The sequence below is a fragment of the Streptomyces sp. NPDC050674 genome (genome assembly GCF_040654575.1).
GTDB lineage: Bacteria > Actinomycetota > Actinomycetes > Streptomycetales > Streptomycetaceae > Streptomyces.
Genome location: NZ_JBFAIG010000021.1, coordinates 20,407 through 40,878 on the forward strand (window position 1 = coordinate 20,407; position 20,472 = coordinate 40,878).

15 protein-coding genes are annotated in these 20,472 nt (G+C 69.9%); 2 read left to right on the plus strand and 13 right to left on the minus strand.

Features of this window, described 5'->3' with window-relative positions; all coding sequences use genetic code 11:
• Positions 1-62: 62 nt before the first annotated feature.
• Both glmS and AB0I06_RS29055 read right to left on the minus strand, forming a co-directional pair.
• Entirely contained in the window at positions 63-1,880 is a 1,818-nt protein-coding gene (glmS, locus tag AB0I06_RS29050; RefSeq protein ID WP_363121796.1) for a glutamine--fructose-6-phosphate transaminase (isomerizing), read from the minus strand.
• A 12-nt stretch (positions 1,881-1,892) separates the two neighbouring features.
• On the minus strand, positions 1,893-2,150 hold the full coding sequence (locus tag AB0I06_RS29055) for a hypothetical protein (RefSeq protein ID WP_031130491.1): 258 nt from the start codon (positions 2,148-2,150) through the stop codon (positions 1,893-1,895).
• 186 nt (positions 2,151-2,336) lie between these two features.
• Between AB0I06_RS29055 and AB0I06_RS29060 the strand changes: the two genes are divergently transcribed.
• Positions 2,337-3,896: a metallophosphoesterase family protein gene (locus AB0I06_RS29060; protein WP_363121797.1), complete on the plus strand. Its 1,560-nt coding sequence runs from the start codon at positions 2,337-2,339 to the stop codon at positions 3,894-3,896.
• Between the two features lie 12 nt (positions 3,897-3,908).
• Here AB0I06_RS29060 and AB0I06_RS29065 read toward each other — a convergent pair whose 3' ends face one another.
• Positions 3,909-4,793 carry a DUF4429 domain-containing protein gene (locus AB0I06_RS29065; protein ID WP_363121798.1) on the minus strand — a complete coding sequence of 295 codons (885 nt, stop codon included), beginning with the start codon at positions 4,791-4,793 and terminating at the stop codon, positions 3,909-3,911.
• A gap of 147 nt (positions 4,794-4,940) precedes the next feature.
• Here AB0I06_RS29065 and AB0I06_RS29070 point away from each other — a divergent pair, with 147 nt between their 5' ends.
• Entirely contained in the window at positions 4,941-6,476 is a 1,536-nt protein-coding gene (locus AB0I06_RS29070; RefSeq protein WP_363121879.1) for a beta-N-acetylhexosaminidase, read from the plus strand.
• A gap of 132 nt (positions 6,477-6,608) precedes the next feature.
• On the opposite strand, the gene AB0I06_RS29075 is transcribed toward AB0I06_RS29070, so the two are convergent.
• The 10 genes from AB0I06_RS29075 to AB0I06_RS29120 form a co-directional block, all read right to left on the minus strand.
• Positions 6,609-8,378 carry an IucA/IucC family siderophore biosynthesis protein gene (locus tag AB0I06_RS29075; RefSeq protein ID WP_363121799.1) on the minus strand — a complete coding sequence of 590 codons (1,770 nt, stop codon included), beginning with the start codon at positions 8,376-8,378 and terminating at the stop codon, positions 6,609-6,611.
• Entirely contained in the window at positions 8,375-8,923 is a 549-nt protein-coding gene (locus AB0I06_RS29080; protein ID WP_363121800.1) for a GNAT family N-acetyltransferase, read from the minus strand. The genes AB0I06_RS29075 and AB0I06_RS29080 overlap by 4 nt, the downstream gene beginning before the upstream one ends.
• On the minus strand, positions 8,920-10,197 hold the full coding sequence (locus AB0I06_RS29085; RefSeq protein WP_363121802.1) for a lysine N(6)-hydroxylase/L-ornithine N(5)-oxygenase family protein: 1,278 nt from the start codon (positions 10,195-10,197) through the stop codon (positions 8,920-8,922). Before AB0I06_RS29085 ends, AB0I06_RS29080 begins: the two co-directional genes overlap by 4 nt.
• Positions 10,181-11,623, minus strand: coding sequence for a lysine decarboxylase DesA (desA, locus tag AB0I06_RS29090; protein WP_363121803.1), 1,443 nt, complete (start codon positions 11,621-11,623; stop codon positions 10,181-10,183). Before desA ends, AB0I06_RS29085 begins: the two co-directional genes overlap by 17 nt.
• A 155-nt stretch (positions 11,624-11,778) precedes the next feature.
• Complete coding sequence (locus tag AB0I06_RS29095) at positions 11,779-12,633, minus strand: siderophore-interacting protein (RefSeq protein ID WP_363121804.1); 855 nt, start codon at positions 12,631-12,633, stop codon at positions 11,779-11,781.
• Positions 12,634-12,806: 173 nt separating this feature from the next.
• Positions 12,807-13,850 (minus strand): ABC transporter substrate-binding protein, encoded by a 1,044-nt coding sequence (locus tag AB0I06_RS29100; RefSeq protein ID WP_363121805.1) that lies wholly within the window; start codon positions 13,848-13,850, stop codon positions 12,807-12,809.
• A gap of 202 nt (positions 13,851-14,052) precedes the next feature.
• The gene (locus tag AB0I06_RS29105) at positions 14,053-16,047 is read right to left on the minus strand and encodes a glycosyltransferase family 2 protein (protein WP_363121806.1); all 1,995 of its coding nucleotides are present in this window, start codon (positions 16,045-16,047) and stop codon (positions 14,053-14,055) included.
• Between the two features lie 394 nt (positions 16,048-16,441).
• A complete protein-coding gene (locus AB0I06_RS29110) occupies positions 16,442-17,602 on the minus strand; it encodes an acyl-CoA dehydrogenase family protein (protein ID WP_363121807.1) in 1,161 nt (386 codons plus the stop codon).
• A 5-nt stretch (positions 17,603-17,607) separates the two neighbouring features.
• Entirely contained in the window at positions 17,608-18,558 is a 951-nt protein-coding gene (locus AB0I06_RS29115) for a hydroxymethylglutaryl-CoA lyase (protein ID WP_363121808.1), read from the minus strand.
• Positions 18,555-20,471 carry an acetyl/propionyl/methylcrotonyl-CoA carboxylase subunit alpha gene (locus AB0I06_RS29120; RefSeq protein ID WP_363121809.1) on the minus strand — a complete coding sequence of 639 codons (1,917 nt, stop codon included), beginning with the start codon at positions 20,469-20,471 and terminating at the stop codon, positions 18,555-18,557. The genes AB0I06_RS29115 and AB0I06_RS29120 overlap by 4 nt, the downstream gene beginning before the upstream one ends.
• Position 20,472 lies beyond the last annotated feature (1 nt).

A 20,472-nucleotide genomic window follows, 5' to 3' on the forward strand; every position in this document is an offset into this window, starting at 1 on the left:
CTCGCGCCCACGCGGCGGAGCCGCACATCGCATACGGCCCCGCGCCCCTTGGAAGAGGGCCTCTACTCCACCGTCACCGACTTCGCCAGGTTCCTCGGCTTGTCGATGTCGCGGCCGAGCGCCAGCGCCGTGTGGTAGGCGAGGAGCTGGAGCGGGATCCCCATCAGGATCGGGTCCAGCTCGTCCTCGTTCTTCGGGACGACGATCGTCTCGTCGGCCTTCTCCTGGTGCTGGTGAGCCACCGCGAGGATCTTGCCGCTGCGGGCCTTGATCTCCTCCATGGCGGCGCGGTTCTTCTCCAGCAGGTCGTCGTCGGGGACGATGGCGACCGTCGGGAGGGCCGGCTCGATCAGGGCCAGGGGGCCGTGCTTGAGCTCGGAGGCGGGGTAGGCCTCGGCGTGGATGTACGAGACCTCCTTGAGCTTCAGGGACGCCTCGCGGGCCACCGGGTAGCCCCGGACGCGGCCGATGAAGAGCATCGAGCGGGCGTCGGCGAACTGCTGGGCCAGCTTCTTGACGTCCTCCTCCTGCTCCATGATCTCGGCGATCTGCGCGGGCAGCTTGCGCAGGCCCTCGATGATCCGCTTGCCGTCCCGGACCGAGAGGTCACGGGTGCGGCCGAGGTGCAGGGCGAGCAGGGCGAAGGCGACCGTGGTGTTGGTGAAGCACTTGGTGGACACCACGCAGACCTCGGGCCCGGCGTGCACGTAGATGCCGCCGTCCGCCTCGCGGGCGATCGCCGAACCGACCACGTTGACCACGCCCAGGACGCGGGCGCCCTTGCGCTTGAGCTCCTGCACGGCGGCCAGCACGTCATAGGTCTCACCGGACTGGGAGACCGCCACGTAGAGGGTGTCGGGGTCGACGACCGCGTTGCGGTAGCGGAACTCCGAGGCCGGCTCGGCGTCGGCGGGGATGCGGGCCAGCTCCTCGATCATCTGGGCGCCGATCATGCCCGCGTGGTACGAGGTGCCGCAGCCGAGGATCTTCACACGGCGGATCCGCCGGGCCTCGCGGGCGTCCAGGTTGAGGCCGCCCAGGTGCACGGTGGAGAAGCGGTCGTCGATGCGGCCGCGCAGCACGCGGTCCACGGCGTCGGCCTGCTCGTGGATCTCCTTGTGCATGTAGGTGTCGTGGCCGCCCATGTCGTAGGAGGCGGCCTCCCACTCCACGGTGGTGGGCTCGGCGGTGGTGCGGGTGCCCTCGGTGGTGTAGGTGCGGAAGTCGTCGGCCTTGAGGGTGGCCATCTCGCCGTCGTCGAGGGTGACGATCTGGCGCGTGTGCGCGACCAGGGCGGCGATGTCGGAGGCGACGAACATCTCCTTCTCACCGATGCCGAGGACGACCGGCGAGCCGTTGCGCGCGACGACGATGCGGTCGGGGAAGTCGGCGTGCATCACGGCGATGCCGTAGGTGCCCTCGATCAGCCGGAGGGTCTCGCGGACCTTGTCCTCCAGCTTGGGCGCCTGCGAGCGGGCGATGAGGTGGACCAGGACCTCGGTGTCGGTCTCGGAGAGGAACTCGACGCCGTCCGCCTCCAGCTTGCGGCGCAGGTCGGAGGCGTTGTCGATGATGCCGTTGTGGACGACGGCGACCTTGCCCTCGGCGTCCAGGTGCGGGTGGGCGTTCACGTCGGAGGGGGCGCCGTGGGTGGCCCAGCGGGTGTGGGCGATGCCGGTCGTGCCCTTGAAGCGGGCCGGGACCTTGGCCTCCAGGTCGCGCACGCGGCCCTTGGCCTTGACCATCTTCAGGCCGGACGTCTTCGGGGACGTGACGACGATGCCCGCGGAGTCGTAGCCGCGGTACTCCAGGCGCTGGAGGCCCTCCAGGAGCAGGGGCGCGACGTCACGCTTCCCGATGTAACCGACGATTCCGCACATGTATACGTATTCCTAGCCGTAGACGATGCGCCGCAGCTGCCGGAGCGAGAGCTCCGGCGGGGCCACCGCGCGGTATTTGAGGTCCGCCTCGATCCGCTCGAAGATCGCCGCGTTCACCAGGCCCTGGGCCTGGAGCTCGCGGTGGCGGCGACGGACGTACTCCTCGGTCGTCTCGTCGAAGTAGGCGAGCACGTCCTGGATCACGCGCAGCGCCTCGCCCCGGCTGAGGGCGGTGGACCGCGTCAGATGATCAACGAGTTCGTCGTGCACTCGCTAGATCCTGGGGTACCGGCGGCGCTTTCGCAAGAAATCTGCCCGGTTTCGGGCAGACGCCTGTGGCGAGTCTTTGGGAGAACGTTGAACCCGTCATGAGGGCTTGTTCGTGCGGCGTCCACCGGACGTCCGGCGTCCCGTTGCCCGGGGCGTCGATTTTTGGACGCCATGGACACTCCTCGTATGGGCGTACCCGAGCGGCTCGCCGAGCGCATGAGCATGGCCGAGCAGCACGAGTACCTGCGCGCCCGGTTCTCCCGGCGCACGATGATCAGAGGCGGCGCCGTCACGCTCGGCGCCGTCACGGGTGGCGCGTTCGTGCCGGGCGCCACCGCACAGGCCGCCGTTCCGAGCGGCCGCCCCGGCGGCGAGACCGTCGACGGGGCTCACGTCGCCCCCTTCGGCCGCCACCTCGCCTACGGCGCCGACCCGCGCACGGAGATGACGGTCTCCTGGCAGGTCCCGGTCGCCGTCAGGAAGCCGTTCATCCGGATCGGCGCCCACCCCACGGACCTCTCCCACAAGATCGACGCCGAGGTCCGCACCCTCTTCACGCCCGCCGGTGTCGGCACGAGCGGCAACCACACCCAGTACTACGTCCACGCCAAGCTGACCCACCTGCGCCCGGGCCGGACCTACTACTACGGCGTCGGCCACCAGGGCTTCGACCCGGCCGCACCGCACCTGCTGGGCACCCTCGGCACCTTCACCACCGCCCCCGCGCACAAGAAGCCGTTCACCTTCACCGCCTTCGGCGACGAGGGCGTCAGCTACCACGCGCTGGCCAACAACAGCCTGCTCCTCGGCCAGGACCCGGCCTTCCACCTGCACGCCGGTGACATCGCCTACGGCGACCCGGCCGGCCAGGGCAGGACCGACGACACCGGCTTCGACTCGCGCGTGTGGGACCAGTTCCTCGCCCAGACCGAGTCCGTCGCCAAGTCCGTGCCGTGGATGCCCGCCTACGGCAACCACGACATGGAGGCCTGGTACTCACCCAACGGCTACGGCGGTGAGGAGGCCCGCTGGACCCTTCCGGACAACGGCCCCGACAAGAAGAACCTGCCGGGCGTCTACTCCTTCGTCTACGGCAACACGGCCGTCATCTCGCTCGACGCCAACGACATCTCCTTCGAGATCCCGGCCAACCTCGGCATCTCCGGCGGCACCCAGACGAAGTGGCTGGAGGACCGGCTCAAGAAGTACCGGGCCGCGCACGACATCGACTTCATCGTCGTGTTCTTCCACCACTGCGCCTACTGCACCTCCACCTCCCACGCCTCCGAGGGCGGGGTCCGCCAGGAGTGGGTGCCGCTGTTCGAGAAGTACACCGTGGACCTGGTCATCAACGGCCACAACCACCAGTACGAGCGCACCGACGTGATCAAGGGGAACAAGGTCACCAAGAAGCTCCCCATCGGCGGCACGGCCTACCCCGAGACCGACGGCGTGGTCTATGTGACGGCCGGTGCGGCGGGCCGCAGCCTCTACGCGTTCAGCGCCCCGCTGTCCTACGAGGGCAACGAGCACGAGGTGGACTCCGTGGCCTCGTTCGTCAACCTCAAGGGCGGCAAGCAGAACGAGACCGTCACCTGGTCCCGGGTGCGCTACCTCGACTACTCCTTCCTGCGCGTGGACGTCACCCCCGCGCCGAAGGGGCGTCTGACCACGCTGAAGGTGCGCGGCATCGCCGAGAACGGGGACCAGGTCGACCACTTCACGGTGGCGCGCCGGGCGAAGTAGCACCCCCGGGTGTCACATGCGCTTGAGGACCGCCTGCTTGGCGAGGGCGAACTCCTCGTCCGTCAGTACGCCGGTGCGGTGCAGTTCACCGAGCTCGCGCAGGCGGCGCAGCAGGGCGTCGTGGTCGTCCTCGGCGGACGCGACCGGAGGAGAGGGCAGCTCCGGTCGCGAGTCCACCGGATGGGTGGCGGCGGCCCGGGCCGGGTGCGGAAGCCTCGCCTGGACCGCCGCCGCGACCAGCGCCATCAGCGGGTCCTTCTTGAAGCCCCACAGCTCCACGGCGTTGGGGTCGTACTTGGCCGGGGTCTTGGCCGGTGCGTTCCGCACGATGAAGCGGAGGTGGCCGTTCTCCAGACCGGCCGCCGGGTGCCACTCCACGCCCGTGATGTCGCCGAGCGCGAGGGTGCGGGCGCCGGCGGCGGCCTTGGCGTCCTCGGTCTTCCAGTTCCACTCCAGGTGTATGCGCTCGCCGTCGAAACGGGCGGTGCCGTCCCCGGCGGAGACCGACAGGGGGACGGAGGGGCCGGGAAGCAGATACGTGTCGACCGGCCCGGCGGGGACCTGGTCGAGGAGCAGGGCGCTGCGGACCTCGTCCACGACGTACTCGGCGACGCCGTAGCGGTCGGTCTCCACCATCAGCTGGTACGGGTCGTGGGGCTCGGTGAGCCGGCCGCCCGTGGCCTGGAGCAGCGGATCGGCGCCGTCGCGCAGCCGCAGCCTGAGCCGCCCGGCCTTCTTGCCCTGCTCGAAGGAGACACCGGCCAACGCCCCTAACGGCGCGACCACTTCACCCAGCTCCTTGCGCAGCAGGCTGACGTTCTTGTCCCGTCCCGGAGTCAGCCGCAGCGCGTCGCCGTCGAAGGCCCATGTGCCGTCCCTCTGGATGATTTCCGCCATGGGGTGGATTGTTCCACCCAGGTCACGAGAGAGTGGTCCAGACCTCTTGGAGCTCAACGGCTCGTGAAGGGACAGCTTGTGAGAGATGGCCGTGTGAGACAGCCCCGCGGAACGCTCCGCCTTCTCGGTTCCCTGCTGCTGGTCGCGATGGCCGCCTCGGTGACCGGGGCCGCCCCGGCGCCGGCGGCATCGCCCACCCCCCTGGACCGGGTGGTCCCCGCGCCCGCCTCGGTCACCCCGGGCGGATCCCCGTACCGGATCACCCGCGGCACGCACATCCGCGTCGACGGGTCCCGCGAGACTCGCGCCGTCGGCGAGTACCTCGCCAGGATCCTGCGCCCCTCGACCGGCTACCGCCTCCCCGTCACCGCCCACGGCGCCGGGGGCATTCGACTGCGGCTCGCACAGGGCCCCTTCGGCAGCGAGGGCTACCGGCTCGACAGCGGCCGGGGCGGCGTCACCCTCACCGCCGCCCGGCCCGCCGGTCTCTTCCACGGTGTGCAGACGCTGCGCCAGCTCCTGCCCGCTGCCGTCGAGAAGGACTCCGTCCAGCCCGGCCCCTGGCTCGTCGCGGGCGGCACGATCACGGACACCCCGCGCTACGGCTGGCGCGGCGCCATGCTCGACGTCTCCCGGCACTTCTTCACCGTCGACCAGGTCAAGCGCTACATCGACCAGCTCGCCCTCTACAAGATCAACAAGCTGCATCTGCACCTCAGCGACGACCAGGGCTGGCGCATCGCCGTCGACTCCTGGCCGCGCCTGGCCGCCTACGGCGGTTCCACGCAGGTCGGCGGCGGCCCCGGCGGCTTCTACACCAAGACCGACTACAAGGAGATCGTGCGCTACGCCGCCTCCCGCTACCTGGAGGTCGTGCCCGAGATCGACATGCCCGGCCACACCAACGCGGCGCTGGCCTCGTACGCCGAGCTGAACTGCGACGGCGTCGCGCCCCCGCTCTACACCGGCACCGAGGTCGGCTTCAGCTCGCTGTGCGCGGGCAAGGACGTCACGTACGACTTCGTGGACGACGTGATCCGGGAAGTCGCCGCGCTCACGCCGGGCCGGTACCTCCACATCGGGGGCGACGAGGCGCACTCCACCAGCCATGAGGACTACGTCAGGTTCATGGACCGGGTGCAGCCGGTTGTCGCGAAGTACGGCAAGACGGTCGTGGGCTGGCACCAGCTGACTGGGGCGAACCCGGCGAAGGGCGCCCTCGCGCAGTACTGGGGCCTGGACGGCACGAGCGCCGAGGAGAAGGCCCGGGTCGTGAAGGCCGCGCAGAGCGGCACGGGGCTGATCCTGTCCCCCGCGGACCGGGTGTATCTCGACATGAAGTACACCGAGGAGACGCCACTGGGGCTGTCCTGGGCCGGGTACGTCGAGGTGCGGCGGTCCTACGACTGGGACCCCGGGGCGTATCTGCCGGGGGTGCCGGGCGATGCCGTGCGGGGGGTCGAGGCGCCGATGTGGTCGGAGACGCTGGAGAACTCCGGGCACATCGAGTTCATGGCGTTCCCGCGGTTGCCGGGTGTCGCGGAGCTGGGCTGGTCCCCGGCCGCTTCGCACGACTGGGAGCGGTACAAGGGGCGGCTTGCTGCGCAGGCTGAGCGGTGGAACGCCCTGGGTATTGAGTGGTACCGGTCGCCGCAGGTGCGGTGGGGGGCCGCCGGGTTGTGATTCGTCCGTGGGCCGGTGGGGGCTGGTCGCGCAGTTCCCCGCGCCCCTGAAAAGAGTGCGCAGTTCCCCGCGCCCCTATGTCGATGGGCACCCCGGAGGACCGTACTCCGGGGTGCCCGTCCGTCTTCGGGTTCAGAAGCCCGCGATCGGGTTCTTCAGGGTGCCGACCAGCTGGAGGGCGCCGGACGGGTCCGACAGGTCCACCATCTGCTCGTTGTTGCGGAGCTGGAGGCGGTTGAGGCAGGAGAGGGCGAACTCGGGGGCGAACATGTCGTACTGCGCGAACCGGTCGGCGAGCTCGGGCCTGGACTCCTGGTAGGCGCGGGTGACCTCCGCGACCGTGCGCCAGAAGTCGTCCTCCTCCAGGACGCCCTCCGTGGCGAGGTTCGCCGCGAGGAAGCGGAAGAAGCAGTCGAAGACGTCCGTGAAGATCGACAGGAGCTTCGTGTCCTCCGGGACCTCCACCCGCAGCCGCTCCACCGTCGGCGGCAGCACCGCGTCGGGGTCCATGACCGCGATCTCCTCGGCGATGTCCTTGTAGATCGCCCGCTGCACCACTCCGTCCTTCAGCACCAGGATGACGTTCTCGCCGTGCGGCATGAACACCAGGTCGTAGGCGTAGAAGCTGTGCAGGAGGGGCGTGAAGTAGGCCTGGAGGTAGCGGCGCAGCCACTCCGTCGGGGCGAGGCCCGACTGCTCGATCAGCGCGCCGGCGATCGACGCGCCCTGGTCGTCGACGTGGACCAGGGACGCCATCGTGGCCAGGGACTCGCCCTGCTCGAGCGACGGCACCGGGCTCTCCCGCCACAGCGCGGCGAGCATCTTGCGGTAGGGCGAGTAGCGGTCCGTCGCCTGCTCGTACTCCAGGTGCCGGTAGCCGACCGCCGCGCGCTCCCGGATGATCGACAGGCCCGTGGCCTTCAGCACCGGGTCGCCCTCGATGAGCTGGGCGAGCCAGTCGTTGATGGCGGGAGTGGCCTCCATGTACGCCGCCGACAGACCGCGCATGAAGCCCATGTTGATGACCGACAGGGCGGTCTTGACGTAGTGCTTCCCGGGGCTGGTCCGGTTGAAGAAGGTACGGATGGACTGCTGGGCCAGGTACTCGTCGTCGCCCTCGCCCAGGCACACCAGGTGCCGGCGCGCGACCTCGGCGGCGAAGGTGACGGAGAGCTTGTTCCACCACTGCCAGGGGTGCACCGGGATGAACAGGTAGTCGGCCGGGTCGAGGTCCTGCTCGCGCAGGACGGCCTGGAAGCGCTCGACGGTCTCGCCGCCCAGCTCCTCGCGCAGGAACGACTCGTACTCGATGCCGACCCCGGCCGTGAACGCCGCCCGTGACCGGTGCGCGGCCAGCCACACCAGGCGGACCGGGCTCGCCGTCTCCGGCGCGTACGACAGGTACTCGTGGACACCGAAGCCGAGTCGCCCGTTGTTGGCGACGAAGCAGGGGTGGCCCTCGGTCATCGAGGTCTCGATGGTCTGGAAGTCGCCCCGGGCCAGTTCGGCCGCCGTCGCCTTCGGCTTGGTGAGCTTGTAGCAGGTGCCGGAGAGGGTGGAGGAGATCTCCTCCAGGTAGACCGGCAGGATGTCCTCGCTCAGACCCAGGGACTTCTGGAGCTCGATGAAGAAGTCCAGTGCGGCCAGTTCGAGTTCGGCGCCGTCCCGGTGCCGGGTGATCGAGTCGGCGTCGACCTGCCAGTGGTCCAGGGCCCGGCGGGCGGCCGAGAAGCGGTAGACCGTCAGGCCGTCGTCGCTGCGGACGACGTACTGCTCACCGTCCCGCTCGGGGGTGATCAGCCGCTCGTGCGCGAACTCGGCGAGCGCCTTGCGGATCAGGAGGCGGTTGGCCCGCGCCCAGCGGTGGGGGGACAGATGCGCTACGGCGTCGGACAGGGTCATACGGCTACTCCTCGGGCGGCCAGGAACTGCTCGCGCGTGCAGAAGCTCAGCAGCGCGCGCTTCTCCGGCTTGTCGATCTCGCGCTCGGCCACGAAGCCGACGGCCTCGTTCAGAGCGTGGACTGCCTTGTTGCTCACGTCGGGCTCCACCACGACCCGCCGGGTGCGCGGGTCGGCGAACAGCTCGTCCATCACGGCGGTGATGACGGCCCTGGTGAAGCCGTGGATCGGCCGGTCGGTCGGCGCGACGAGGAAGTGCATGCCGACGTCGCCGGGCTCCGGGTCGTACAGCCCGACCAGCTCCACGTACCGGGGGTCGTACGTCTCCATGAGGAAGGCGGGCACGCCGTCGTGGAGGCCGATGTACGCGTGGTGGTGCTCGTGGGCCGCGATCCGTATGTACTCGCGCTCGACGTCCTGGAGGGCGGCGTCCTGCATCATCCAGTAGGCCGCCTTGGGGTGGGTGACCCAGGAGTGCAGCAGCTCGGCGTCCTTCAGCGGGTCGAGCGGGCGGACGGTGAGCGTTCCGATGCCCGTGATGCTCATACGGCGAACTCCTGGAACGCGATCGTCTTCTCCACCGGGTAGTACTCGCTGCCGAGCAGCTCGCGGATGATGTACGCGTTGCGGTACGGGCCCATGCCCAGGTCGGGGCTGGTGATGCTGTGCGTGTGGACGCCCGCGTTCTGGAGGAAGATCCCCCGGCCGGTGACGTCGATGGCGTAGTTGCGGGCGACGTCGAAGTTGCCCCGGGAGTCGTAGACCAGCCGGTCCTTGACGGGGGCCAGGAACTCCGGCTCGGCGTACTTGTAGCCGGTCGCCAGGACCAGGCCCTGCGACTCCAGCTCGAAGTCCTTGCCCTGCTCCTCCTGGCGGAAGCCGAGGGTGTACGTGCCGTTCTCGTACCGGGCGCTGTTCAGCGAGGAGTTGGTGAGCAGCCGGGTGGGGACGGGGCCGGTCAGGTTCTTCTGGTAGAGCAGGTCGAAGATCTCGTTGATCAGGTCGCCGTCGATGCCCTTGAACAGGCCCTTCTGCTCGGCCGTGAGGCGGTAGCGGGTCGCCTCGGGCAGCTCGCGGAAGTAGTCGACGTACTCCGGGGACGTCATCTCCAGCGTGAGCTTGGTGTACTCCAGCGGGAAGAAGCGCGGGGAGCGGGTGACCCAGTTCAGCCGGTAGCCGTGGACGTCGATCTCGCTGAGCAGGTCCTGGTAGATCTCGGCGGCCGACTGGCCCGAGCCGACCAGGGTGATGGATTCCTTCTTCTGAAGCTCCGCCTTGTGGCTCAGGTAGCGGGAGTTGTGGATGAAGTCGCCGTCCAGGCCCTGGCAGGCCTCGGGTATGTGGGGCGGGGTGCCGGTGCCGAGGACCAGGTGACGGGCTCGGTAGGTGTCTCCGGCGGTCGTCTTCACGACGTAGAGCTCGTCCTCGTACGTCACCCGCGCGACCGTGGTGCCGAAGCGGATGCTGCTCAGTTTGCCCGCGGCCCAGCGGCAGTAGTCGTCGTACTCGACCCGCAGCGGGTAGAAGTTCTCGCGGATGTAGAACGAGTACAGTCGGCCCTTCTCCTTCAGGTAGTTCAGGAAGGAGTACGGGGACGTGGGGTCGGCGAGGGTGACCAGGTCCGACATGAACGGGGTCTGGAGGTGGGCGCCGTCCAGGAACATGCCCGCGTGCCACTCGAAGTCGGGCTTCGACTCCAGGAAGACGCCGTCGAGTTCGTCGATCGGCTCGGTCAGGCAGGCCAGGCCGAGGTTGAAGGGGCCGAGCCCGATCCCCACGAAGTCGTGGGTACTGCTTCGGTTGTCAGGACGCGCGGTCAAGGGACTCTCCCAGGTACTGCTCGGCGTGGCCGGCGATCAGATCGAGGACGGCGGCGATGTCGGACGCCTGCGTCTCGGGGTTGAGCAGGGTGAACTTCAGGAAGTGACGGCCGCCGACCTTGGTGCCCGCGACGATGGCGTCACCGGAGGCGAACAGGGCCTTGCGGGCGTAGAGGTTGGCGCGGTCGATCTCGGCGGGGTCGGTGACGGCCGCCGGGATGTAGCGGAAGACCAGGGTGGACAGGCTCGGCTCCACGACGACGTCGAAGCGCGGGTCGGCCGCGAGGAGCCGCCAGCCTTCCCGGGCCAGCTCGCACACCTCGTCGAAGAGCTGCCCGATGCCGTCGGCACCCATGGTGCGCAGCGTCATCCACAGCTTGAGGGCGTCGAAGCGGCGGGTGGTCTGCAGGGACTTGTCCACCTGGTTGGGGATGCGCTCCTCCACCATGCGGCGCGGGTTGAGGTACTCGGCGTGGTAGGTGGCGTGGCGCAGCGTGGCCGCGTCCCGCACCAGCACGGCCGAGGAACTTACCGGCTGGAAGAAGGACTTGTGGTAGTCGACGGTGACAGAGTCGGCGCGCTCGATGCCGTTGATGCGGTCCCGGTGCTTCAGGGAGGCCAGCAGGCCGCAGCCGTAGGCGGCGTCGACGTGCATCCAGGTGCCGAACTGCTCGCACAGCTCGGCGATCTCGGGCAGCGGGTCGATGGAGCCGAAGTCGGTGGTGCCGGCGGTGGCGACGACGGCCATGGGGACGAGACCGTCCTCGGCGCAGCGCTCCAGCTCACGGGCGAGCGCGACGGTCCGCATGCGCTTGTCCTGGTCGACGGGTATGGAGACCACCGCGTCCGGACCGAGGCCGAGCAGTTTCGCGGACTTCTTCACGCTGAAGTGGCTGACCTCGGAGGCGAAGACGCGCAGCGTGGCCAGATCGTCGGTCTTGGCCTCCTCGCGGGCGAGCAGCAGCGCCTGGAGGTTGGACTGGGTGCCGCCGGAGGTGAACACTCCGTCGGCGGCGGGGCCGAGGCCGATGCGGCCGGTCGTCCAGTCGATCAGTTTCCGCTCGATGAGCGTGCCGCCGGCCGACTGGTCCCAGGTGTCGAGGGAGGAGTTCACGGCGGACAGGACGGCCTCGCCGAGCACCGCGGGGATCACGACAGGGCAGTTGAGGTGCGCCAGGTAACGCGGGTGGTGGAAGTAGATCGCGTCCCGGAGGTAGACGTCCTCCAGTTCGTCGAGCACCGCGGCGGTGTCGTGCAGCGGCCGGTCGAGGTCGATCGCGTCGATGCGGGGGGAGAGGGCGTCGACGGTGATGCCGGTGAACGGCCGGTCGGTGGCGGCGAGTTTGGCGGCCACCCGCTCGACTCCTTCGGTCACGGAGCGGCGGTACTGCTCCGCGGTGGTGTCGTTGAGCAGGTGCGAGCGCATGTGGGGGTCCTCCGGTGGGGACAATCCGGTGTGGGACGGGGCGGGCTGATCTCCGGCGTCCAGAACTTAGGTAAGCCTAACCTAAGTTGATCGAGGTGTGAGCAGAGGGCTGCCGTGACCGTGGTCACTCGTGTCACCCCGGCTCTGGCGAGCGGCTATGCCTCGGCCCGCAGTTGCTCCTCGCTCACGCCACGCCGCCAGTAACCGACGAACGTGACCCGGCGGCGGTCGATGCCGCGCTCGTGCACGAAGTGCCGGCGCAGCTCCTTGACACACCCGGACTCGCCGGCGATCCAGACGTACGGCCGCTCGGCGGGCGGCAACGGGGCGTCCCGGAGGGCGCCGAGGGCCAGGGGAGACCCCTCGGCGCTCCGCTCGTCCCGCACGAGCCAGGTGACCTCTGCGTCGGCCTCGGTCACCAGGTCCTGGATGTCGCCGGCGTGCGGGACCTCCAGCCAGACCCGGGCGCGGGTGCCGGCCGGCAGTGCCTCGACGATCGCGGAGGCGGCCGGTACGGCGGTCTCGTCACCCCAGACGACCACGAGGTCGGTGTCCTCGGGCGGCCGGAAGCGGATCGCCCGGTTGTCGGCGACGGCCGGGCCGAGCAGCAGGACCCGGTCTCCGGCGGTGGCCCGGGCGGCCCAGCGGGAGGCCGGGCCGGCCTGCACGGACGCGCCCGGCCCGATGCCGTGCAGGGCGAAGTCGATGTCGATCTCGTCCGGGTCCCGGCGCAGGCCGCGCAGGGTGTACGAACGCATCACGGCCCGTACGTCGTCCGGCAGTTCACGCCAGCCCTGCCACCAGCCGTCCCCCAGTTCGAGCGGCACGACCGGCTCGCTCTGCCCCGGGTGCGGCAGGAACAGCGACAGCGACTGGTCCTGCCCGGCGGAATGGAAGGCGTGCAGATCGGGCCCCCCGAAGGTGACCCGCACCAGAGACGGCCCGAGCCGCCTCGTCCGCACGACCTGGAGGGAGAAGAAACGGAACGGGGCGGCTACGGCGGTGGTCACGTGCGGCTCCTGGACGTCAGGAAGGGGCGGGGGTCGGACGACCTGCCGGGCGGGGGGCCGGCCGACCATCTCGGTGGGAGGTGGGGCGACTTGCTCGGCAGAGCGTCAGCCTTCTCGGCATGAGGTGGGCCGACCTGCTCGGCAGAGGGTCGGGCGACCTTCTCGGCAGGGGGTCAGGCGACCTTCTTGGCCGACTCGATGGCCTTCGCGAGGTTCTCCACCAGCGGCGTGCACTTGTCGTAGGACAGGATCGGCTCGGGCGAACGCGAGATGACCTGACCGGCCTTGACCGCGGGCAGCTTCTTCCAGGTCGCCTTGGTGATGTCGGCCGGCTGGATGGTCGAGGCGCGGTCGTCCATCATGATGATGTCCGCCGGGTACTTGTCGACGTTCTCCCAGCTGAGGTTCTCGTACCAGCCGCCGTTGGCCTCCTTGGCCTTCTCCGGCGGCTCGACGAGGTTCACGCCGAGGGCCTTGAAGTACTCCAGGTCGATGGAGAAGTTGGAGCCGGAGACGTAGAAGATGGCGTCCGAGGCGGAACCGGCCAGCACCTTGATCTCGGGGCGGGACTTGGCGGCCTTGCGCAGGCGCTCGGAGGCGGCCTCGAAACGCTTCTTGGCCTCGACGACCTTCGCGGCCTTCAGGTCGGCGCCCAGCGACTCGGCGAGGTCGGCCATGCGCTGAAGGGGCTTCGGCATCTGGCGGTCGAAGACCGAGATCGCGACGCTCGGGGCGAGCTTGGCGATCTTGTCCTTGGAGGCCTCCGGGACGTACCAGAGGCTGCCGGCGGCGTCGAAGGTCGTGGTGATGAGCACGTCGGGCTGGAAGGCCGCGTACTGCTCGACGTTGAACTGGTCGAACCGGTTGCCGAAGACGGTCAGCTTGCTGACGTCCATGTCGCCGGCCTGGACATCGGCCTTGCCGTCCTTGGTCTTGGTGGGGCCGAAGACGCCCTTGACCTCGATGCCGTAGTCGAACAGGGCGGCGGCGACACCGGTGAAGGCGGCGATGTTGGCGGGAGCCTTGTCGAGCTTCACGGTCTTGCCGCGGTCGTCCTTGAACGACCAGGGGCCGGACGCGGCGGCGCCCTTGGCGTCCGAGCCGTTGTCCTTGGAGTCTTCACTGCCACACGCGGTCACGAGGGCGCCGAGCCCGAGAGCACCACCGGCGGCGAGCAGGCCGCGACGGGAGAGGCGGGCGGTTCTGGCGTTCGACATGACTGGGTCTGCTTTCGTGCGTACGGAGCCACTGCGGGCACGGCTGAAAGCCGCTTGGCTGGAACGAGGCTTAGGTTAGCCTAACCTCGGTTCATGTCCAGAGGGGGCCTGGGATGTGTGCCCGGGGTGGGAGTGGGAATGCCCGGCTGTGTGGTGACACCCCTCACGGGGTGCGGGCGGACAGCCCTCGGCGTGCCCGCTCCTACGGCTTGAGGCGCCGGGTCACGGCCCGGAGGAGGTCGGTGCGGGCGACACGCAGGGTGAAACGCTCGTCCTGGTCCGTCGCCGGTTTCGCATACCAAGGCAGGCCGTGACGACGCCACTTGGCGGACACGAGGTCCTCGGGAGCCGGCGGCAGGTCCCACGCCCAGTCGCCGAGCCGCAACTGCCCGCTCCACAGGCCGGCCGCCAGTTCGGCGACCGGCACCCGCACGACGAACACGCCGTCGGACGGGGTGATCTGTGCCGGAAAGACGGCGGCGCCGCCCATGCCGTCCTCGAGGCGGACGGCGAGAGCGCCGTCGGGGAAGCCTGCCAGGGCGCAGCGGCCGGCGAACTCCAGCTCGGCGGGAGCGTCCGGCCTCCATCGCACTGTGGAGACGCTGACCTGCGGCGGCACGGCATGCTTGTGCTCGCCGATGTCGAGGGTGAAGTTGCCGTACGGTTTCGTGGCGTAGAGCGTGACGGCCCAGAACTCCCCGTCCCCGTCCACGATGTGTGTGGCGGCCTCTGCCGAGACCGAGCGGTCCCGTTTGCTGCCGATACGGACGGTTCGGCTGAGGCCCTGGGCACCGATGGCGAGGGATATGTCCCAGAGGCCGTCGGGCAGCCGGCCGCCTTCTCCGGCGGTGGTGAGGTCGACGGTGGCCTCGAAGCCCGCCGTCTCGTAGAGGTAGTGGCCTTCGTCGTCCTGCTTGCCGAGCCCGGGTGTCGCGGTGTGGGTGACCGGCAGCCGGTACTCGGTGCCGCTGCCTCGTTCGCGCAGGACCAGCTCGGTGGTGACGTCCTCGGTCGCGATCCGGTGCAGGTAACCGTGACCCGCCAGATCCAAGGACGGTCCCCTCCACTCGGCGCGGGTGACGCGGTGACGCACCCCGAGTTGTTCGGTGACGTCGTAGGAGTCGTCGGGGATGTCGCGGGACGGGTCGCGGAGATACGGGTAACGCGCGTAGGCGCGACCGCCGTCGACGAGGACGGGAGTGGCGACGCCGCTTCGGCCCAGTTCGTTCTCGAAGCGGACCAGTTCGAGTATCTCGTCCAGCATGGTGTGCCGCACGAGGTGGAGGCGCAGGCGTGCCATCGCCGACAGCCGGTCGGCCAGCCCGTCGTGCCACAGCGGGGCGATGACCTCGGCCAGCCGGGCCAGGGCCTTCTCCTGCTCGGAGCGGGGCTCGTGCACCAGATGGGCGAGGAGCTGCTGCACCTCGACCGTCAGGTGACGATGGGCCAGGTGGTCACGACCGGGGCCTGCGGGCACGTGTTCCAGGAGCAGGTCGACCATGCGGGGCAGGAACCGCAGCCGGGGCTCGGAACCGCCGGTGCGCAGCGTGATGTTGCCGCTGTCCTCCCGCTCGACCCAGTACAGGCAGTCGTAGTCCGCGAGGACGGAGATGCCGTCCGCATGCAGATAGGCCGGGCCGACGAACAGCTGGTCCTCGCCTATCTTCAGATCGGTGGGAAACCGCAGCTCCAGCCGTTCCAGCAGCTCGCGACGGAACAGCTTCATGGGGTTGAGCGTCCAGTACACCCGGGACGAGAAGACGTCGGTGCGGGGCTGGTTCCGCCGGAACATCGAGGTGGGAGCCCCGCGCCCGCCGACCCCCACCATCTTGCCGAGCACGATGTCGGTGCCGTTCCGCTCGGCCATGGCCACCATGCGTTCCAGCGCCTCGGGGCCCAGGTAGTCGTCGGCGTCCAGGAAGAAGACGAACTCCCCGCGGGCATGGTCGAGCCCAGTGTTCCGGGGTGTCGATGGCCCGCCGGAATTCGGCTGGTGCAAGACCCGCAGCAGTGTCGGGAATTCCAGGGCGAGTCGTTCGAGTTCTTCGCCCGTTCCATCGGTCGAACCGTCATTGACGGCGATTATCTCCAAGGCCTCCTGGCCGATGCTCTGCCCGGCGACCGAGGTGATGCAGCGTGTGATGTAAGGCATCGCATTATACGCAGCGATGATTACGGAAACGGCAGGGCCGGCCATCTTGATGCTCCCCCGGAGAAACGAGGCACGCTCCCTTTTATGGCTGGATCAGGGCGCACATGGTGGTCAGTCCATGCGCACGGAGGGGTGCCGTATTTGTATGAAGATACCACGGAGTAATTGTGTCTACGAAGTGGCCTCTTGAAGAAGCAGCACATCGGAGCGGTTTTCGGTCAGTTGGCTTGATGGGTGGTTTTCCCATGGACGACAACGTCAGCGGACGGCGGCGCGCTGGAGGTGCAGTCGAACATGGGTGTAGACGGTGGCGGTGACGCCGAAGTGGGCTTACGCCCCTGACCAGAAAGCCCTGCCAGGGAAGACTGGCAGGGCTTTCGAAGCTTCTGTGCTGAAGTGCAGCGGCTCAGGAACGGGAAACCGTCCCACCGGCGGTGGTTCAGCCCACCAAACCCAACTCCCGCGCGATCAGCATCCGCTGGACCTCGCTCGTGCCCTCGCCGATTTCCAGGATCTTGGAGTCGCGCCACATGCGGGCGACCGGGTACTCGTTCATGAAGCCGTAGCCGCCGTGGATTTGGGTGGCCTCTCGGGCGTTGTCCACCGCGACCGTGGAGGAGTGGAGTTTGGCCAGGGCCGCTTCCTTTTTGAAGGGGGCGCCCGTCACCAGGCGGGCCGCCGCGTCGCGCCAGGCCAGGCGGGCCGTGTGGGCCTTCATCTCCATGTCCGCGATCTTGAACTGGATGGCCTGGTTCGACGCGATCGGCCTGCCGAACGCGTGGCGTTCCTTGGCGTACTTGACCGACTCGTCCACGCAGCCCTGTGCCAGGCCCGTCGCCAGGGCCGCGATGGCGATGCGGCCCTCGTCGAGGATGCGCAGGAACTGGGCGTAGCCGCGGCCCTCCTCGCCCAGCAGGTTCTCCGCAGGGACCCGGACGTCCGTGAAGGACAGCTCGCGGGTGTCCGAGGCGTTCCAGCCGACCTTGGAGTACGGAGCCGCGACCGTGAAGCCGGGGGTGCCCGAGGGGACGATGATCGAGGAGATCCGCGGCCGGCCGTCGGGCTTGCGGCCCGTGACCGCCGTGACCGTCACCAGGCCCGTGATGTCCGTGCCCGAGTTGGTGATGAAGCACTTCGTGCCGTTGATGACCCATTCGTTCGTCGACTCGTCCAGGCGGGCCGTCGTGCGGGTCGCGCCCGCGTCGCTGCCGCCGTCCGGCTCCGTCAGGCCGAACGCGCCCAGCATGTCGCCCGAGCAGAGGCGGGGGAGCCACTCCTGCTTCTGCGCCTCGGTGCCGTACAGGTGGATCGGCATCGCGCCGAGCGAGACACCGGCCTCCAGGGTGATGGCGATCGAGGAGTCGACCCGGGCCAACTCCTCCAAGGCCACGCCGAGGGCCAGGTAGTCGCCGCCCATGCCGCCGTACTCCTCCGGGAACGGCAGGCCGAACAGGCCCATGCGGCCCATCTCCCGGACGATCTCGTACGGGAACTCGTGCCGCTCGTAGAAGTCGCCGATCTTCGGCGCCACCACCTCGTGGGCGAACTCCTCGACCGTGCGCCGGAGTTCCTCCAGCTCGGGGGAGAGACGGTAGTCCATGGTGATCAGTGCTCCTCGGTGTCCTCGTGGGACAGGGCTCGGACGGTGCGGGACGGGCTGGGTCGGCCCAGGTGGGCGGCCATCCACGTGCTCGTGGCGACGAGGCGGCCGAGGTCGATTCCGGTGTCGATGCCGAGGCCCCGCAGCATCCACACGAGGTCTTCCGTGGCGAGGTTGCCCGTCGCCGACTTCGCGTACGGGCAGCCACCCAGGCCGCCCGCCGAGGCGTCAATCGTCGTGACGCCCTGCTGGAGCGCCGCGAGGGTGTTGGCCAGGGCCTGGCCGTAGGTGTCGTGGAAGTGGACGCCGAGGGCGGCGGGCGGGACGCCCGCCTCGTCCAGGGCCGCGAGGAGCGCGACCACGTGGCCCGGGGTCGCCACTCCGATCGTGTCGCCCAGGCTCAGTTCGTCGCAGCCCATGTCCAGCAGGGCGCGGCAGACCTTCACCACCTGCGGAATCGGGACCGCGCCCTCCCACGGGTCGCCGAAGCACATGGAGAGGTAGCCGCGGACGTGGACCGACTCCGTCTTCGCCCGGTTCACCACCGGCTCGAACATCGCCAGGGCCTCGTCCACCGTGCGGTTGAGGTTGGCCTTGGCGAACGACTCCGTGGCGCTGGCGAAGACCGCCACCCGGCGGGCGCCGAGGGCCAGGGCTCGGTCCAGGCCCCGTTCATTCGGCACGAGAACCGGGAGGGCCACCGGGAGGTCGCCGACGAGAGGGAACAGCTGCTCCGCGTCGGCCAGTTGGGGGACCCACTTGGGGTGGACGAAGCTCGTCGCCTCGATCGTGGACAGGCCCGCGCCGGCCAGGCGGCGGATGAACTCCGCCTTGACCTCCGTGGGGACCGCGGCCTTCTCGTTCTGCAGGCCGTCGCGTGCGCCGACCTCGTGGATACGGACCCGGGTGGGCACGCCCCCGCTCGGTACGGCCATCGGGAGTCCCGGTGCTGTCATTCCGCCGCCTCCTCGTGCGGTGCGATGACCGCCAGGACCTGGTCCATGGCGACCGTGGTGCCCGGCGAGACGTCCAGTTCGGCGACGGTGCCGGCGTGCGGGGCGGAGATGACGTGCTCCATCTTCATCGCCTCCACCACCAGCAGGCTCTGGCCGGCGCTCACCTCGTCGCCCACGGCGACCTTGACGACGGTCACCGTGCCGGGCATGGGCGCGGTGAGGGAGTCGGCTCCCGCGTGCGCCGACCGGGTGAGGGACGCGGCGACCGGGTCGTGGTCGCGGACGTGCCAGGCGTCGCCGTCGCGGCCGAGCCAGTCGGCGGCGCGGTGGAAGGTGTGCCGGACGCCGTCCAGGGTCACCGCGACCCGGTCGTCGGTGACCGTCGCCGTGCCGCGCGGGGTGTACTCCAGCGGGTCCTGCACCTTCAGGTGGAACGCCGGTGGCTTGCGGGCGCCGCCGAGGCGCCAGCCGCTCGGGACCGAGAACGGGTCAGTCCAGCCGCCCGGTACGGGCTTCAGGGCCTCCAGGCGGACGGCCGCCGCCGCCTCGTACACCTCCTCGGGCACGTCCGTGGGGACCAGGGTGTCCACCTCGCGCTCGACCAGGCCGGTGTCCATGTCGCCGGAGACCACCGCCGGGTGGGCGAGCAGGCGGCGCAGGAAACCGGCGTTGGTCTGCACGCCGAGCGTGACCGTCTCCGCCAGGGCCGCGCGCAGCTTGCGCAGGGCCGTCGCCCGGTCGGGGCCGTATGCGATGACCTTGGAGAGCATCGGGTCGTAGAGGCTGCCGACCTCCGTGCCCTCGGTGAGGCCCGAGTCGGTGCGCACGCCGTCGCCCTGCGGTTCGCGGAGCCTGAGGACCGTGCCGCCCGAGGGCAGGAAGCCGCGGGCCGGGTCCTCGGCGCAGATACGGGCCTCCACCGCGTGCCCGGTCAGGCGTACGTCCTCCTGGGTGAAGGCCAGGGGCTCCCCGGCCGCGACCCGCAGCTGCCACTCGACCAGGTCCAGGCCCGTGATCAGCTCGGTGACCGGGTGCTCGACCTGGAGGCGGGTGTTCATCTCCATGAAGTAGTACGACGACGGGTCGGTGCCGGGGACGATGAACTCCACCGTGCCCGCGCCCCGGTAACCGCAGGAGCGGGCCGCCTGGACCGCCGCCTCGCCCATCGCGGCACGCGTTGCCTCGTCGAGCAGGACGCTCGGCGCCTCCTCGATGACCTTCTGGTGGCGGCGCTGGAGGGAGCACTCGCGCTCGCCGAGGTGGACCACGTTGCCGTGGCCGTCCGCGAGGACCTGGATCTCGATGTGGCGGGGGCGGTCGATCCAGCGCTCCACCAGGAGGGTGTCGTCGCCGAAGGAGGCGCGGGCCTCGCGGCGGGCCGAGGCGATCTCGTCCTCCAGGCGGGTCAGGTCCCGCACCAGGCGCATGCCCTTGCCGCCACCGCCCGCGCTGGGCTTCAGCAGCACCGGCGCGCCCAGCGCGCGGGCCGCCTCCGCCAGCTCCGGGTCACGGCCGCCGGGCACCACCGGCACCCCGGCCTCCTGGACCGTCTCCTTGGCGCGGATCTTGTCGCCCATCAGCGCGATCGCGTCCGCCGGGGGGCCGATGAAGACCAGGCCGGCGTCGGCGCAGGCGCGCGCGAAGGCCGCGTTCTCGGCGAGGAAGCCGTAGCCGGGGTGGACGGCCTGGGCGCCCGTGCGGGCCGCGGCCTCCAGCAGGCGCTCCACCGAGAGGTAGCTCTCGGAGGCGGGGGCCGGGCCGATCCGCACCGCCGTGTCCGCCTCGCGGACGTGCCGGGCGTCGGCGTCCGCGTCGGAGAAGACGGCCACCGAGCGCACGCCCATCGACCGCAGCGTCCGGATGACGCGTACGGCGATCTCGCCTCGATTGGCCACCAGCACTGTCTCGAACATC

What these genes read in the sequence shown, in the direction of transcription:
- glmS (WP_363121796.1), bottom strand. Translation starts at nt 1,880, where the DNA reads ATGTGCGGAATCGTCGGTTACATCGGGAAGCGTGACGTCGCGCCCCTG.
- AB0I06_RS29060 (WP_363121797.1), top strand. Translation starts at nt 2,337, where the DNA reads ATGGGCGTACCCGAGCGGCTCGCCGAGCGCATGAGCATGGCCGAGCAG.
- AB0I06_RS29065 (WP_363121798.1), bottom strand. Translation starts at nt 4,793, where the DNA reads ATGGCGGAAATCATCCAGAGGGACGGCACATGGGCCTTCGACGGCGAC.
- AB0I06_RS29070 (WP_363121879.1), top strand. Translation starts at nt 4,941, where the DNA reads ATGGCCGCCTCGGTGACCGGGGCCGCCCCGGCGCCGGCGGCATCGCCC.
- AB0I06_RS29075 (WP_363121799.1), bottom strand. Translation starts at nt 8,378, where the DNA reads ATGACCCTGTCCGACGCCGTAGCGCATCTGTCCCCCCACCGCTGGGCG.
- AB0I06_RS29080 (WP_363121800.1), bottom strand. Translation starts at nt 8,923, where the DNA reads ATGAGCATCACGGGCATCGGAACGCTCACCGTCCGCCCGCTCGACCCG.
- desA (WP_363121803.1), bottom strand. Translation starts at nt 11,623, where the DNA reads ATGCGCTCGCACCTGCTCAACGACACCACCGCGGAGCAGTACCGCCGC.
- AB0I06_RS29100 (WP_363121805.1), bottom strand. Translation starts at nt 13,850, where the DNA reads ATGTCGAACGCCAGAACCGCCCGCCTCTCCCGTCGCGGCCTGCTCGCC.
- AB0I06_RS29105 (WP_363121806.1), bottom strand. Translation starts at nt 16,047, where the DNA reads ATGGCCGGCCCTGCCGTTTCCGTAATCATCGCTGCGTATAATGCGATG.
- AB0I06_RS29110 (WP_363121807.1), bottom strand. Translation starts at nt 17,602, where the DNA reads ATGGACTACCGTCTCTCCCCCGAGCTGGAGGAACTCCGGCGCACGGTC.
- AB0I06_RS29115 (WP_363121808.1), bottom strand. Translation starts at nt 18,558, where the DNA reads ATGACAGCACCGGGACTCCCGATGGCCGTACCGAGCGGGGGCGTGCCC.
- AB0I06_RS29120 (WP_363121809.1), bottom strand. Translation starts at nt 20,471, where the DNA reads ATGTTCGAGACAGTGCTGGTGGCCAATCGAGGCGAGATCGCCGTACGC.